General features: G+C 74.0%; 7 protein-coding genes. 1 reads left to right on the top strand and 6 read right to left on the bottom strand.

Features of this window, described 5'->3' with window-relative positions:
- Nucleotides 1-381: 381 nt before the first annotated feature.
- The 4 genes from glgB to EDD39_RS00815 all read right to left on the bottom strand — a co-directional run bounded on the left by glgB (nt 382) and on the right by EDD39_RS00815 (nt 8,425).
- A complete protein-coding gene (glgB, locus tag EDD39_RS00830; RefSeq protein ID WP_123552825.1) occupies nt 382-2,823 on the bottom strand; it encodes a 1,4-alpha-glucan branching protein GlgB in 2,442 nt (813 codons plus the stop codon).
- Between the two features lie 170 nt (nt 2,824-2,993).
- Nucleotides 2,994-4,484, bottom strand: a complete 1,491-nt coding sequence (locus tag EDD39_RS00825) for a maltokinase N-terminal cap-like domain-containing protein (RefSeq protein ID WP_425269626.1) — start codon at nt 4,482-4,484, stop codon at nt 2,994-2,996.
- Nucleotides 4,485-4,754: 270 nt separating this feature from the next.
- Nucleotides 4,755-6,473, bottom strand: a complete 1,719-nt coding sequence (gene treS / locus EDD39_RS00820) for a maltose alpha-D-glucosyltransferase (protein ID WP_123552821.1) — start codon at nt 6,471-6,473, stop codon at nt 4,755-4,757.
- Nucleotides 6,470-8,425 (bottom strand): alpha-1,4-glucan--maltose-1-phosphate maltosyltransferase, encoded by a 1,956-nt coding sequence (locus tag EDD39_RS00815; protein ID WP_030460879.1) that lies wholly within the window; start codon nt 8,423-8,425, stop codon nt 6,470-6,472. The genes treS and EDD39_RS00815 overlap by 4 nt, the downstream gene beginning before the upstream one ends.
- 1,068 nt (nt 8,426-9,493) lie before the next feature.
- Between EDD39_RS00815 and glgP the strand changes: the two genes are divergently transcribed.
- A complete protein-coding gene (glgP, locus tag EDD39_RS00810) occupies nt 9,494-12,178 on the top strand; it encodes an alpha-glucan family phosphorylase (protein ID WP_123552819.1) in 2,685 nt (894 codons plus the stop codon).
- A 61-nt stretch (nt 12,179-12,239) separates the two neighbouring features.
- Here the strand turns inward: glgP and EDD39_RS00805 are convergent, their stop codons facing one another.
- Nucleotides 12,240-13,973, bottom strand: a complete 1,734-nt coding sequence (locus tag EDD39_RS00805) for an ABC transporter ATP-binding protein (RefSeq protein WP_123552817.1) — start codon at nt 13,971-13,973, stop codon at nt 12,240-12,242.
- Entirely contained in the window at nt 13,970-15,691 is a 1,722-nt protein-coding gene (locus EDD39_RS00800; RefSeq protein WP_123552814.1) for an ABC transporter transmembrane domain-containing protein, read from the bottom strand. Before EDD39_RS00800 ends, EDD39_RS00805 begins: the two co-directional genes overlap by 4 nt.
- Between the last annotated feature and the right edge of the window lie 9 nt (nt 15,692-15,700).

Here is a 15,700-nt window from a genome sequence, read left to right as displayed (position 1 = left end):
CTTCTGCTCGGGGGTGGCGATCTCGCGCCGGGTGGGCGAGGAGAACAGGCCGCCGACGATCCGGATCCAGCCGCGGCGGAAGTGGCCGACCAGGACGGCCGGGTAGGGGGAGTTGTCGGCGGTGACGTCCAGTCGTGCCGGGTCCGGCCGCCGATCAGCGCCGGCACCAGGACGGCGTGGCCGAGGCTGGAGACCGGGAAGAGCTCGGTGGCGCCCTGGAGCAGGCCGATGCCGATGGATTCGGGATAGGTCAGGGACGGCGACATCGCACTCTTCTCGGCGGCTGCGGCTGCGGCGGGCGGCCGGCGAGCGCGAACCTATTACAGCGCTGTAGACGAGTGCGATGCCGGAAGTCGACCTCTTACCTGATGTTCAGCACGGTCAGCGGGCCGGCCGCAGCCAGAGCGTGGCCAGCGGCGGCAGCACCAGCTCGACCGAGCGCGGCTGGGCGTCCCACGGCTCGGCCTCCGACTTCACCGGGCCCGGGTTGCCGACCCCGCTGCCGCCGTACTCCTCGGCATCGGTGTTCAGCACCTCCTCCCAGACCTGCTCCGCGCCCTCCAGCCGGGGCAGGCCGACCCGGAAGCCGTGCCGCACCACCGGGGAGAAGTTGGAGACCGCGACCAGCGGGCCGCCGTCGGCGGCGAACCGGACGAAGGACAGCACGTTGTCCTCGGCCGCCCCGCCGTCCAGCCAGCGGAAGCCGTCGGGGACGGTGTCCTGCTCCCACAGCGCCGGGGTGTCCCGGTAGACCCGGTTGAGCGCGCCGACCAGCCGCTGCACGCCGCGGTGGTCGCCGTGCGCCGGCCAGCCCTCGTCCAGCACCCACCACTGCGGGCCGTGCTCGTGGTCCCACTCCGCGCCCTGGGCGAACTCCTGCCCCATGAACAGGAGTTGCTTGCCGGGGTGGGCCCACATGAAGCCCAGGTAGGCGCGGTGGTTGGCGCGCTGCTGCCACCAGTCGCCGGGCATCTTGGAGACCAGCGCCTGCTTGCCGTGCACCACCTCGTCGTGCGAGATCGGCAGGATGTAGTTCTCCGAGTAGGCGTACACCATCGAGAAGGTCATCTCGTTGTGGTGGTACTTGCGGTGCACCGGCTCCTTGGCGATGTACACCAGCGAGTCGTGCATCCAGCCCATGTTCCACTTCAGGCCGAAGCCCAGGCCGCCGCTGTCGGTGGGGCGGGTGACCCCGTCCCAGGCGGTGGACTCCTCGGCCACCGTCAGCACGCCCGGGCAGCGCCGGTAGACGGTGGCGTTCATCTCCTGCAGGAAGGAGGCCGCGTCCAGGTTCTCCCGGCCGCCGTACTGGTTGGGCGTCCAGGCGCCGCCCTCGCGCGAGTAGTCGAGGTAGAGCATGGAGGCGACGGCGTCGACGCGCAGGCCGTCGACGTGGAACTCCTCGCACCAGTACACCGCGTTGGCGACCAGGAAGTTGCGGACCTCGGTGCGGCCGTAGTCGAACTCCAGCGTCCCCCAGTCCGGGTGCTCGGCGCGCAGCGGGTCGGCCGGCTCGTACAGCGGCTCGCCGTCGAAGCGGGCCAGGGCGAAGTCGTCCTTCGGGAAGTGCGCGGGCACCCAGTCGACCAGCACGCCGATGCCGTGCCGGTGCAGGGCGTCGACCAGGAAGCGGAAGTCGTCGGGGGTGCCGAGACGGGCCGTGGGGGCGTAGAAGCCGGAGACCTGGTAGCCCCAGGAGCCGCCGAACGGGTGCTCCATCACCGGCATGAACTCGACGTGGGTGAAGCCTAGTTCGGCCAAGTAGCCGGGCAGCACCTCGGCGATCTCCCGGTAGGACGTCAGCTCCGGCCGCCAGGACGCGAGGTGCAGCTCGTAGACCGACATCGGGGCGCGGTGGTGCACGGTGCGGGCGCGCCGCTCCATCCACTCGGCGTCCTGCCACTCGTAGCGGGAGGTGGTGACGACGGAGGCGGTGTCGGGGGGGCACTGGGTGGCGCGGGCCAGCGGGTCGGCCTTCTCCAGGCGGTGCCCGTGCCGGGTGAGGATCTGGTACTTGTAGCGGTCGCCCTCGCCGACGTCGGGCAGGAACACCTCCCACACGCCCGAGGAGCCCAGCGAGCGCATCGGGTGCGCGGTGCCGTCCCAGTGGTTGAACGAGCCGATCACCCGCACCCCGACCGCGTTCGGCGCCCACACCGCGAACGCGGTGCCGGCCACGCCGTCCACGGTGCGCAGGTGCGAGCCCAGTACCGTCCACAGCTGCTCGTGGCGGCCCTCGCGGATCAGGTGCAGGTCCAGCTCGCCCAGCGTCGGGGCCAACCGGTAGCCGTCCTCCTGCACCAGCGGCTCACCGCCCGGGTACGTCACCCGCAGGGTGTAGCGCGGGAAGCTCTGACCGGTCAGCAGGCCGGTGAACAGGCCGCCCTGCTGGTGCGTCAGCTCCGCCGGGCCCAGTTCGGTCTCCACCACCACCCGCTCCGCGAACGGCCGCAGCACCCGGATCGCGGTGCCCGTCGGCAGCTCGTGCGCGCCCAGCAGGGCGTGCGGATCGTGGTGCGCGCCGGACACCAGCCGCTCCACCTCGGCCGGCGGCAGCGGGGCCTCCGGCAGCCGCAGCGCGCCCCCGGCGCCCGCCGGCCGCGCCGCGGCCGGGGCGGCACCCGCCGCACCCGCCCGGGCGGCCGGCTGCTTCGCCGCGGCGGACTTCGCGGGCGCCTTCGCGGGCGCCTTGGCCGGGGCCTTCGCGGCGGACTTCGCAGCGGGCCGCCCGGCGGTGGCCTTGCTGCGCGGACCGCTCCGGAACGTGGCCGGGACGGCCGGTTGGCGGTCGGCGGACGGGTCGAGCGGACCGAGCGGGGTCACGGCGGAATCCTCCAGGATCGGGTGCCTTGCGCGGGGACGCGGGGGAACTGGCTTGCTGGATGAGGGAGTTGGAGGTGCGACAGGTGCGACAGGTGCGACAGGTGCGACAGGTGCGACAGGTGCGGGGGAGAGGCGGCTCGCCCGGCCGCCGGAGGGCGGCCGGGCGCGGGTCAGACGGAGTCGGCCAGGCGGTTGATCGCGGCCAGCGGGATCGGCAGCCAGCTCGGCCGGTGCCGGGCCTCGTACACCACCTCGTACACCGCCTTGTCGATCTCCAGCGCGCGCATCAGCTCCGGCGCGCCGGTCGGGTCGACGCCGCCGCCCGCGGTGTAGCCCGCGCAGTACGCGGCCCGGTTGCGGGAGGCCCAGGCGGAGGCCAGCAGGGCGAGCTCCGGGTCCTGGCCGGGGGCGCCGGCCAGCAGGTGGGCGGCCGCGTAGTCGAAGGAGCGGAGCATCGCGGCGACGTCCCGCAGCGCGGGCTGCGGCAGGCGGCGCTCGGCCAGCGGCTTGGCCGGCTCGCCCTCGAAGTCCAGCAGCACCCAGCCCTGCGGGGTGCGCATCGCCTGGCCCAGGTGCAGGTCGCCGTGGATCCGCTGGACCAGCAGGCCGTCCAGGTGGGCCTCGGTGAGCTGCTGGAACGCGGCGCGCAGCGCCGGGCGGTAGCGCATCAGGCCGGGCACGGCGGCGACCGCGGAGTCCAGCCGGCCGGACATCGCGTCGGCGAGTTCGGCGATCCGGGCCCGGTCCAGCCGGGCGGTCGGCATGGTGCGGGCCAGCACCCGGTGCACCTCGGCGGTGGCCCGGCCGAGCCGGTGCGCCTCGATGGCGAAGTTGCCGGGCGAGGGGTCGCCCTTGAGCCGGGCGACCTGGTCGAGGGCCAGCTCCCAGCCGTCCTCGGCGTCGGCCAGGTAGCGCTGCAGCAGGCCCAGGGTGGCGGGCTCGGAGCGCTCCAGCCGGCACTCGAACCAGGCGGCGACCCGGGGGATGCGGGTCGAGCCGGCCCGGGACAGCGCCAGGGACAGCTCCAGGTCGGGGTTGGTGCCCGGACTGATCCGGCGGAACAGCTTGAGGATGAACGCGGTGTCGTAGATCACCGAGGAGTTGGACTGCTCGGCGGTCGACGCCCGCCCCGGCAGGTTGCCCGGCAGGCCGGGGCCGGGGGTGCGGCGGAAGGACAGCGAGCCGAACCGGTCGCCGGTGGCCAGGTGCTCCAGCAGCCGGCCGGTCAGCTCCGGGTCGTGCACCGCGTCGTACAGCGTCGCGCCGTCGTAGGTGCCGCCCGTCAACTGGCCCAGCACCGCCATCGGGCCGACCGTGGCCGGCTGCTCCGAGCGGATGCCCAGCAGCAGCTGGTAGACGTCCCCCGGCCCGGCGGAGGCGCCGCCGTGCTCGACCCGCAGCAGCAGGTGCAGCAGGGCGGGGTCGCCGACCTGCAGCGGGGTGCCGACCACCGGGGTGAGCGCGGCGATCGGCCGGCCCTTCCCGGCGTACCAGCGCTGGGTGGGCAGCCACTCGGCGATCAGCGGCAGCGCCGCCTGGACCAGTTCGCCGACTCCGGCGGCGGTTCTCCGGACCCCCGGTGTGCGCGTTCCGACCGGCCCGGTGGCGGTGTCGGAGGGCTCACGGTGCACGTGGGCTTGAGAACGGGAGGGTTCGGACATGACTCCCTTTCCCCGGAAGCGGGCGGACGCCCGACGAATCGTGGCCGGGCCCAGCAGTCTTCCGGATTTCGGCGGCGCGGCGGCGACGGCACGCGAGCAGCGACTCGGTGTCACGCCTTCGTGTGGGTGGCCGTTGGGCTGTTCTCCGTACGCGGTGGTGCGAAGACCTCCGGGGGCGCGCGGGAATTCCCGCGCGCCCGGCGGAGGGAGACGTCCCGTTCGGGGCCTGAGGGATCGTTACTTCGTGGACGTGCTGAGGCGTTCCGGCCGCTACCGGGACCCGGACGGCTTCGTCCGGGACTGGCGCAACTGGAACCAGTAGAACCCGTGGCCGGCCAGCGTCAGCAGGTACGGCCATTCGCCGATGGTGGGAAAGCGCACGCCACCGATCAGCTCGACCGGGTACCGCCCCCCGAACTGCCGCAGGTCGAGTTCGGTCGGCTGCGCGAACCGCGAGAAGTTGTTCACGCACATGACCAGGTCGCCCTCGTACTCGCGCACGAAGGCCAGCACCGCGGGGTTGCTGGAGGGCAGCTCGGTGTAGCTGCCGAGGCCGAACGCGGGATTGAGCTTTCGGATCTCGATCATGCGACGCGTCCAGTGCAGCAGCGAACTCGAACTGCTCTGCTGCGCCTCGACGTTGGTCACCTGAAAGCCGTACACCGGATCCATGATGGGCGGCAGACTGAGCCTGCCCGGGTCGGCGGACGAGAAACCCGCGTTGCGGTCCGGCGTCCACTGCATCGGGGTGCGCACGCCGTCCCGGTCGCCGAGCCAGATGTTGTCGCCCATGCCGATCTCGTCGCCGTAGTACAGCACCGGCGAGCCGGGCAGCGAGAGCAGCAGCGCGGTGAACAGCTCGACCTGGTTGCGGTCGTTCTCCAGCAGCGGGGAGAGCCGGCGGCGGATGCCCACGTTGGCCCGCATCCGCGGGTCCTTCGCGTACTCCGCGTACATGTAGTCGCGCTCCTCGTCGGTGACCATCTCCAGGGTCAGCTCGTCGTGGTTGCGCAGGAAGATGCCCCACTGGCAGCCCGAGGGGATCTCCGGGGTCTTCGCCAGGATCTCGGAGACCGGGTAGCGGGACTCCCGGCGGACCGCCATGAAGATCCGCGGCATCACCGGGAAGTGGAACGCCATGTGGCACTCGTCGCCGCCGGAGCCGAAGTCGCCGAAGTAGTCGACCACGTCCTCCGGCCACTGGTTGGCCTCGGCCAGCAGCACGGTGTCGGGGTAGTTGGCGTCGATCTCCTTGCGGACCCGCCGCAGGAAGTCGTGGGTCTCCGGCAGGTTCTCGCAGTTGGTGCCCTCGCGGGCGTACAGGTACGGCACCGCGTCGAGGCGGAAGCCGTCGATGCCGAGGTCCAGCCAGAACTTCAGCGCGGCCATCACCTCCTCCTGCACCCGCGGGTTGTCGTAGTTCAGGTCCGGCTGGTGGCTGAAGAAGCGGTGCCAGTAGTACTGCTTGCGGACCGGGTCGAAGGTCCAGTTCGAGGACTCGGTGTCGACGAAGATGATCCGGGCGTCCGGGTACTGCTTGTCGTCGTCGGCCCACATGTAGAAGTCGCCGTACGGGCCGTCCGGGTCGTTGCGGGACGCCTGGAACCACGCGTGCTGGTCGCTGGTGTGGTTGACCACGAAGTCGATGATCACCCGCATGCCGCGGGCGTGCGCCGCGTCGACGAACTCCACGAAGTCGGCCAGGTTGCCGAACTCGGGGAGCACCGACTGGTAGTCCGAGACGTCGTAACCGCCGTCCCGCAGGGGGGAGTTCATGAACGGGGGCAGCCAGAGGCAGTCCACCCCCAGCCACTGGAGGTAGTCGAGCCGCGAGGTGAGCCCCTTGAGGTCGCCCACGCCGTCGCCGTTGCTGTCCTGGAACGAGCGCACCAGCACTTCGTAGAAGACCGCGCGTTTGAACCACTCGGGGTCGCGGTCCCGGGCGGGGGTGTCGGCGAAGGTGTCGGGGACGGGCTCGTTGACTGTCACTGCGGGTTCCTCCGAACCGTGAGGAGGTGGGCCGGCCCGGAAGAGGGATCGAGCCGGACGTAGTTGTGACGGCCCCAGGCGTAGGTGGCGCCGGTCAGCTCGTCGTGCACCGTCAGCGGCCCCGGCGCGTCGAGCGTCACCGTGGCCTCCTGGACGTGGTGCGGGTCCAGGTTGACCACGCAGATCACCCGGTCCTCCAGGCCGTCCTCGGTGACGGCGGTCTTGGAGAACGCGATGATCCGCTCGTTGTCCACGGGGTGGAAGCGCAGGTCCCGCAGCTGCTGGAGCGCGGGGTGGCGGCGGCGCAGCCGGTTCAGGGCGGTCAGCAGCGGCGCGAGCGAGTCCTGCCGGGACCAGTCGCGCGGGCGCAGCTCGTACTTCTCCGAGTGCAAGTACTCCTCCGAGCCGGGCGCCGCGGCCTCGCCCTCGAACAGCTCGAAGCCCGCGTACACCCCGAAGGTCGGCGACAGCGCGGCCGCCAGCACGGCGCGCACCGCGAACGCGGCCGGGCCGCCGTGCTGCAGGTACTCGGGCAGGATGTCCGGGGTGTTGGCGAAGAAGTTCGGCCGCATGTACGCGGCGGCCTCGCCGGTCAGCTCGGTCAGGTACTCGGTCAGCTCGGCCTTGGTGTTCCGCCAGGTGAAGTACGTGTAGGACTGGTGGAAGCCGATCTTGCCCAGGGTGTGCATCATCGCCGGGCGGGTGAACGCCTCGGCCAGGAACAGCACGTCCGGGTCGGTGCGGGCGATGTCCGCGAGCACCTTCTCCCAGAAGTTGACCGGCTTGGTGTGCGGGTTGTCGACCCGGAAGATCCGCACCCCGTGGCCCATCCAGAACCGCAGGATCCGCACCGTCTCGCGGACGATCCCGTCGAAGTCCTGGTCGAAGTTGACCGGATAGATGTCCTGGTACTTCTTCGGCGGGTTCTCCGCGTACGCGATGGTGCCGTCCGCGCGGTGGCTGAACCACTCCGGGTGCTTGTGCACCCACGGGTGGTCCGGCGAGCACTGCAGCGCGAAGTCCAGCGCCACCTCCAGGCCCAGCGCGCCCGCCTCGGCCACGAAGTGGTCGAAGTCCTCGATGGTGCCCAGGTCCGGGTGGACGGCGTCGTGCCCGCCCTCCGGCGAGCCGATCGCCCACGGCGAGCCGACGTCCCGCGGACCGGCCGTCAGCGCGTTGTCCGGGCCCTTGCGGTGGGCCCGGCCGATCGGGTGGACCGGCGGCAGGTAGACCACGTCGAAGCCCATCGCGGCCACCGCGGGCAGCCGCTCGGCGGCCGTCCGGAAGGTGCCCGACACCGGCGGCTCGACGCCCGACGGGTCGACCACCGCGCCCTCCGAGCGCGGGAAGAACTCGTACCAGGAGCCGAACAGCGCCCGCTTGCGGTCCACCTGCAGCGGCTGCGAACGGGTGGCCGAAACCAGCTCCCGCAGCGGGTGGCGGGCCAGCAGCGCCGTCACCTCCGGGTCCAGCGCCGCCGCGTAGCGGCTCAGCGGCGGCAGGCCGGTGTCGCGCAGCGCGTCCACCGCCGCCAGCACCTGGGCCCGGCCGTCCTTCTTCGGCACCCCGGCGGCCGCCCGCTCCAGCAGCTGCGCGCCCTCCTCCAGCACCAGCGCGGTGTCGATCCCGGCCGGGAGCTTCACCGCCGCGTGCTTGCGCCAGGTCGCCACCGGGTCGGACCACGCCTCCACCAGGTACGACCAGCGGCCCGGGGCGGTCGGCGTGACGTACGCGCCCCAGCGGTCGCTGCCCTCGGACAGCTCGCGCATCGGCGTCCACGGGCCGGAGCGCCCGCGCGGGTCGCGCAGTACCACGTTGGCGCCGACCGCGTCGTGGCCCTCGCGGAACACCGTGGCCGAGACCAGGAAGCGCTCCCCCTCCACGGCCTTGGCCGGCCGCCGGCCGGCGTCGACCAGGGGGGACACGTCAAGCACGGGGATGCGGCCGATCACGGTGTCGCTCTCTGTCGTCTTGCGGGCGGGACGGGCGGCGGCGCGCTTGGCGGCCGGACGCGCGGGGGGTTCGGTGCCGGTCTCGGCGGTGGATCCGGTGGATCCGGTGGTCTTCCGGGTGGTCCTCTTCCGGGCGGTACCGGCCGACGGGCCGTCAGCGGCCGTCGCGGTGACGGCTTCCGCGACGGCTCCCGCAGCGGCTTCCGCGGCGGCCGACTCGGCGGCCGCGGTGCCGGTGGACCGGACGGTGGTGGTCCGTTTCGCCGCGGCCTTGCGGGGGGTGCCCGCGGCCCGCTTCACGGCCGGTTCGGCGGCCTTCCGGCGGGCCGCGCCGATGCGCGGGGCCGGTACCGGGGGCTCCCCGGCCGACGGGGTGTCGGGTGTGTGGTCCGTCGGCACCGTGGACTGGTCCCGCGTGTCGCCGTGCATGCCAATGCTCCTGCCCGAGATCGGCGGCAGCTCCCGCGGCGCGGCGCCGGGGGAGTGCCGGGAGGACTACTGGGTGAGGAAGGACGTGCGGTCGGAGCCTGTCCGTACGGACGGACCCGGCAACTCCGCCCACCGGCCGCGGCCACCCGGCGGCGCGCCGAGCCGGACGCACGTGTCCCGGCGCGCGTCGCTCGATGCACGCCCCCTGCGTGACCCAACCCATCGGAAAAACGACCCGGCAGGGAACAAGGACACGCGAAGTAGCGGCGACTGGGGCCGAATGGGCTAAGGAGTGTGAGGGTTCGTCGAACAGGACATGCAGCGGCCGAGGCAGCAGGGGCGACCACCCGATCGCGCACCAGCGGCACTCACGACCTTGTTGCATCCTCGCACCACCGGCAAGGGCTGTGCGCGGGTTGGCGCGCTCTTTAAGCCGCTATGTCGCAGTGCGGAAGCCACCCGCAACACCTCCGTTCCCAGAAGTTCACACCTGACGGCGCGTCTTTTCCCAGCGTGCGCCCCCCGCGCGCCGGTATTTGCCACCACGCGCCCGGAACGATCTCAACGCTGCTCCGAACGGGTGTGCCGCCCGCCAGTTGACGCCCCGTCAGGCGCGTGACCGGGGCTACGCTCCATGCCGTGAAGGCAATCCGCAGGTTCACCGTCCGCACTGTCCTGCCCGAACAACTGCAGCCACTGCACGAGCTCGCGCTGAACCTCCGCTGGTCCTGGCACCCCGAGACGAGGGAGCTGTTCCGCTCCGTCGACCCGGACGTCTGGGCCGCCGTCGGAGAGGACCCGGTCCGACTGCTCGGCGAAGTCCCCGCCGCCAGACTCGCCGCGCTGGCCGGCGACCGGCGCTTCCTGCGCCGCCTCGGCGACCTGTCCGACGAACTGCGCGACTACCTCACCGGCCCGCGCTGGTACCAGGGCGCGAGCGACCCCGCAGGTCCGGACGGCGAGCTGCCCGCCGCCGTCGCCTACTTCTCCCCCGAGTACGGCATCGCCGCGGCCCTGCCGCAGTACTCCGGAGGCCTCGGCATCCTGGCCGGCGACCACCTCAAGGCGGCCTCCGACCTCGGCGTGCCGCTCGTCGGCGTCGGCCTGTTCTACCGGCACGGCTACTTCCGGCAGTCCCTCGACCGGGACGGCTGGCAGCAGGAGCGCTACCCGCTGCTCGACCCCGACGCGCTCGCCGTCACCCTGCTCCGCGAGCCCGACGGCACCCCCTGCCGGATCGACCTCGCCCTCCCCGGCGGCCGCACCCTGGCCGCCCAGGTCTGGCGGGCCCAGGTCGGCCGGGTCCCGCTGCTGCTGCTCGACTCCGACGTCGAGGCCAACAGCCCCGCCGAACGCGACGTCACCGACCGGCTCTACGGCGGCGGCAGCGAGCACCGGCTGCTGCAGGAAATACTGCTGGGCATCGGCGGCGTCCGCGCCGTCCGCACCTACTGCCGGCTCACCGGCCACCCCGAACCCGAGGTCTTCCACACCAACGAGGGCCACGCCGGCTTCCTCGGCCTGGAACGGATCGGCGAACTCACCGCCGCCCACCCCGGGCTCGGCTTCGCCGACGCACTGGAGGCCGTCCGGGCCGGCACCGTGTTCACCACCCACACCCCGGTGCCCGCCGGCATCGACCGCTTCGACCGCGAGCTGGTCGCCCGGCACTTCGGCGGCGACGCCGCGCTGCCCGGCGTCCCGGTCGACCGGGTGCTCGCGCTCGGCGCGGAGAGCTGGAGCGGCGGCGACCCCAAGCTGTTCAACATGGCCGCGATGGGCCTGCGCCTGGCCCAGCGCGCCAACGGCGTCTCCACCCTGCACGGCGCCGTCAGCCGGGAGATGTTCCGCGGCCTGTGGCCCGGCTTCGACGCGCCCGAGGTCCCGATCACCTCGATCACCAACGGCGTGCACGCCCCCACCTGGATCGACCCCGCCGTCGTCCGGCTCGGCGCCACCGAGATCGGCCAGGAGCGCGCCGAGCACGCGATGGCCGTCGGCACCGCCGAGCAGTGGACCGGCCTGGAGCGGATCGGCAACGCCGAGGTCTGGGAGCTGCGCCGCTCGCTGCGCGCCCAGCTGGTCGACGAGGCCCGCCGCCGGCTGCGCGCCTCCTGGCAGCAACGCGGCGCCGGGGAAGCCGAGTTGGGCTGGACGAACAGCGTCCTCGACCCCGACGTGCTGACCATCGGCTTCGCCCGCCGGGTCCCCTCGTACAAGCGGCTCACCCTGATGCTGCGCGACCCGGCCCGGCTGCGGGCGCTGCTGCTCGACCCCGAGCGGCCGGTGCAGATCGTCATCGCGGGCAAGGCGCACCCGGCCGACGACGGCGGCAAGCGGCTGATCCAGCAGCTGGTTGCGTTCGCCGACGACCCCGCGGTGCGGCACCGGATCGTCTTCCTGCCGGACTACGACATGGCGATGGCCAAGACGCTGTACCCCGGCTGCGACGTCTGGCTGAACAACCCGCTGCGCCCGCTGGAGGCCTGCGGCACCTCCGGGATGAAGGCCGCGCTGAACGGCTGCCTCAACCTGTCCATCCTCGACGGGTGGTGGGACGAGTGGTACGACGGCCAGAACGGCTGGGCCATCCCCACCGCCGACGGCGGCACCGGGGAGGGCGTGGTCGACCCGGAGAGCAAGGAGGCCGAGCGGCGCGACGACATCGAGGCCGCCGCGCTCTACGACCTGATCGAGCACCAGGTCGCCGCCCGGTTCTACGACCGCGGCGCGGACGCCCTCCCGCACCGGTGGATCTCCATGGTCCGGCACACCCTGGTCACCCTCGGCCCGAAGGTGCTGGCCGGGCGGATGGTCCGCGAGTACGTCGAGCGGCTGTACGCCCCGGCGGCCGCGGCCAAGCGGCGGCTGGAGGGCGACGCGGGCGACTACGCCGCGGCGAAGGACCTGGCGGGTTGGAAGGCCGGCGTCCGGGAGGCGTGGCCCGCGGTGCGGGTCGAGCACGTCGAGGCGGACGGGGCGGGCGAGGCGCAGGAGCTCGGCGCGACGCTGGCCCTGCGGGTCCAGGTCAACCTCGGCCGGCTGCGGCCCGAGGACGTCGAGGTGCAGGTCGTCTCCGGGCGGGTCGACGAGAGCGACCGGATCTCCGAGGCCGGCACGCTCGCCCTCAAGCCCGCGGGCGGCGGCACCGACCTGGACGGCCGGATCCGCTACGAGGGCCACCTCGAACTCGCCCGCACCGGCCCCTTCGGCTACACCGTCCGGATCCTGCCCACCCACCCCCGGCTCGCCTCGGTCGCCGAACTCGGCCTGCTGGCCGTCCCGGTGGAGGCCGGCGGGCTGGACGCGGGGGTGCTCAGGTAGCCGACCGGGTACCGGCAGGGGGCCGGGAAGCGGCCGACCGCCGCTCCCCGGCCCCGCGCTGCTACGTGGTGCGCCAGGTGTGCCAGAGCGCGGCGTAGGGGCCCTCGGCGGCGAGCAGGGCCTCGTGCGGGCCCAGGTCGGTGAGGCGGCCGTGGGCGAGGACGGCCACCCGGTCGGCGTCGTGGGCGGTGTGCAGCCGGTGGGCGATGGCGATCACGGTGCGGCCGGTGAGGGTGGCGGCCAGCGCCCGCTCGGTGTGGCGGGCGGTGGCGGGGTCGAGCAGGGCGGTGGCCTCGTCCAGGACCAGGGTGTGCGGGTCGGCGAGGATGACCCGGGCCAGGGCGAGCTGCTGGGCCCGGGCGCCGTCCAGGCGGGTCGCGGCGGGGCCCAGCTCGGTGTCGAGGCCGGCCGGCAGGTCGTGCTGCCAGCCGACCGCGTCGAGCGCCGCGGTCAGGGCGGCGTCGTCGGCCGCGGGGGCGGCGATCCGCAGGTTGTCGCGGAGGGTGCCGAGGAAGACGTGGTGCTCCTGGGTGACCAGGACGACCTGGCGGCGCAGCCGCTCGGGGGAGAGGTCGGCGAGCGGGACGCCGCCGACCGTGACGGTGCCGGCCCGGGGGCGGTCCAGGCCGGCCAGCAGGCGGCCGAGGGTGGTCTTGCCGGAGCCGGACGGGCCGACCACGGCGAGCCGCTCGCCGGGCGTCAGGTCCAGGTCGAGGCCGTGCAGCACGTCCGGCCCGTCGGGGTAGGCGTGGTGCACGCCGGTGACCCTGATCCGGTCGTCGGCCGGTTCGCGCTGCTCGGCGCGGGCCTGCGCGGGGACGGGGGCGGCGGCCAGGCCCTCGACCCGGGCGTACGCGGCGGTGCTGCTCTGCAGGGACTCCAGCAGCACGACGATGTTGTCGAGCGGGTCGACGACGCGCTGCAGGTACAGCGCGGTGGAGACGGCCGCGCCGAGGGTGACGGCGTGATGGGCGACCAGGACGGCGCCCAGCGGGAGGACCAGCACGCTCGGCAGCGTGTAGGACAGGTTGATGCCGGCGAAGTAGCGCAGCCGCAGGTACAGGGTGCGCATCCGGGCCCGGTGGGCGGTGCCGACCGCCCCGGCCCCGGCGGCCAGCCGCTGCTCGCGCAGCCCGAGGGCGTCGACGGTGCGGGCGCCGTGCGCGGTGGCGGCGAGGACCTCGGCGAGGTCGGCGGTCGCGGCCCGGTCGGCCAGGTAGGCGGGGCGGGAGCGGCGCAGGTACCAGCGGGAGCCGAGGGCGATGCCGAACACCCCGATCAGCCCGCAACTGCCCAGCAGCGGGCTGACGGTGAGGATCGCGCCGAGGATGAACAGCACCTGCGCGCCGGCCACCAGCAGCTCGGGGGCGGCGTCCCGGAGGGTCTCGCCGACGGCGGCGGAGTCGGCGGTGCCGCGGGCGGTGAGGTCGCCGGTGCCGGCCCGTTCGGCGGTGGCGGCGGGCAGTGCCAGGACCCGGTCGAGCAGCTGCTCGCGGACCTTGGCGGCGGAGCGCTCGCCGAACCGGTGCGCCAGGTAGCGGGCCTGGCGGCCGGTCAGCAGCTGGGCCAGGGCGCAGCCGAGCAGCAGCAGGCCGAGCCGGTCGACGTCGGAGGTGGTGGCCCCGTCGGCGACCCGGTCGATGATCCGGCCCAGCAGCCAGGGGCCGGCCAGGCCGAGCAGGGCGGCCGCGGCGTTGAGCGCCAGGACGGCGGCGAAGGCCCGGCCGTCGGCCCGGACCAGGGCGGTGGCGGCCCGCCGGACCTGGCGGGTGGTGGCGATCGGCAGGGTGCTCAACTCGGCTCCTCGGCGAGGGTCTCGGTGTCGCGGGCGACCAGGGCGCGGTAGTCGGGCCGGTCGTGCAGCAGCGCGCGGTGGGTGCCGGTGGCGGCGACCTTGCCGTCGACCAGGTAGTGGACGGTGTCGGCCCGGTCGAGCAGCAGCGGGGAGGTGCTGGTGACCAGGGTGGTGCGGCCGGAGCGGGCGGCGCGCAGGCCGTCGGCCATCGCGGCCTCGGTGTGGGCGTCCACCGCGGAGGTCGGCTCGACGGCCAGCAGCACCTCCGGGTCGGCGGTCAACGCCCTTGCCAGCCGCAGGCGTTGGCGCTGGCCGCCGGAGAGGTTGCGGCCGTCGGCGGCGACCGGGGCGTCCAGGCCGCCGGGCAGCGCGTCGTGCACGTCGCGGGCGGCGGCGGCGTCGATCGCGGCCAGCAGGACGGCGTCGTCGGCCCCGGTGCGGCCGCGGACGGTCTCGCGCAGGGTGCCGGCGAACAGCGCGGCCTCGTTCTCGGCGAGCGCGATCCGGTCGCGGACGGCGGCCAGCGGCAGCTCGGTGAGCGGGGTGCCGCCGAGCTCGGCGGCGGTGGCGGCGTCGAGCCGGGCCAGGCGTTCGGCGACGGCGGCGCTGTCGGCCGGGCGGGCCGAGGCCAGCGCGGTCAGCTCGCCGGGGGCGAGCCGGACGCCGGACTCCGGGTCGGTCAACCCGGCTCCCCGCGCAGGCGGTTGCGCGGTGCCGGTGTCCGGCTCGGGGGCGAGCGCGAGGAAGTCGACGACCCGGCGGGCGCAGACCAGGGCGCGGCTGATGTCCTGGCTGCTCTCCAGCAGGAAGTACACTGGGGCGACCAGCACGGCCGCGTACCCGAAGACCGCGGCGAGCTGGCCGGGCGTCAGCTGCCCCGCGACCGCGAGCCGGGCGCCGATCCAGGTGACGGCGGCCAGCAGCAGCACGGGCAGGCCGGAGCCGAGGGCCTGGATCCAGCTGGTGACCGCGCCGACCCGGTAGCCCTCGGCGCGCAGTCGCTGCGAGTCGGCCCGGTAGCGGGCGGCGTACACGTCCTTGCCGCCGAGGCCGTTCAGCACCCGCAGCCCGCCGGCCAGGTCCGCGAAGCGGGCGGTGAGGAGGCCCTGCCGCTCCCGGTAGTCGGTCTCGACCCGCTGCTGGCGGGCGAGCAGCGGGCGCACGACCAGGCCGAGCAGCGGCAGGCCGAGCAGCACCACCAGGGCCAGCAGCGGGGAGAGGGTGAGCAGGATCGCGGCGACGGCCAGGTAGCAGACCACCGCGCCGACCCCGGGCCCGACGAAGGTCAGCGCCAGGGACATCCGGACCACGTCGGAGATGCCGATGGTGACCACCTCGCCCGCGGACACCTGCCGGGGCAGCGCCGCGCCCAGCCGGGTGCTGTGCCGCAGCACCACGCGGACGGTGCGGAAGGTGGCGTCGTTGCGGACCAGCGTCATGGTGCGGTGCCGGCACCAGGCGAGCACCAGGGAGAGCAGGCCGAAACCGAGCATCGCGGCGGCCCAGCCGAGCACGGTGCCGGTCCGCCCGGTGCGCAGGCCGTCGTCCACCGCGCGGGAGAGCAGGTAGGGCTGGACGGTCAGGCCGAGCATCCAGGCGGTGCCGTAGCAGGTGCCGGCCAGCGAGCGGCGCAGCTGGCTGGTGGCCAGCCACACCAGGTAGCGCAACGGACTGCGGACGTCGGGTTCGCCGGGGTCGCCGGCCGTCGGATCGTTCACGGAGCGTGA

This window comes from Kitasatospora cineracea, from assembly GCF_003751605.1.
GTDB classification, from domain to species: domain Bacteria; phylum Actinomycetota; class Actinomycetes; order Streptomycetales; family Streptomycetaceae; genus Kitasatospora; species Kitasatospora cineracea.
This window is presented reverse-complemented; position numbering and strand designations above follow the sequence as displayed.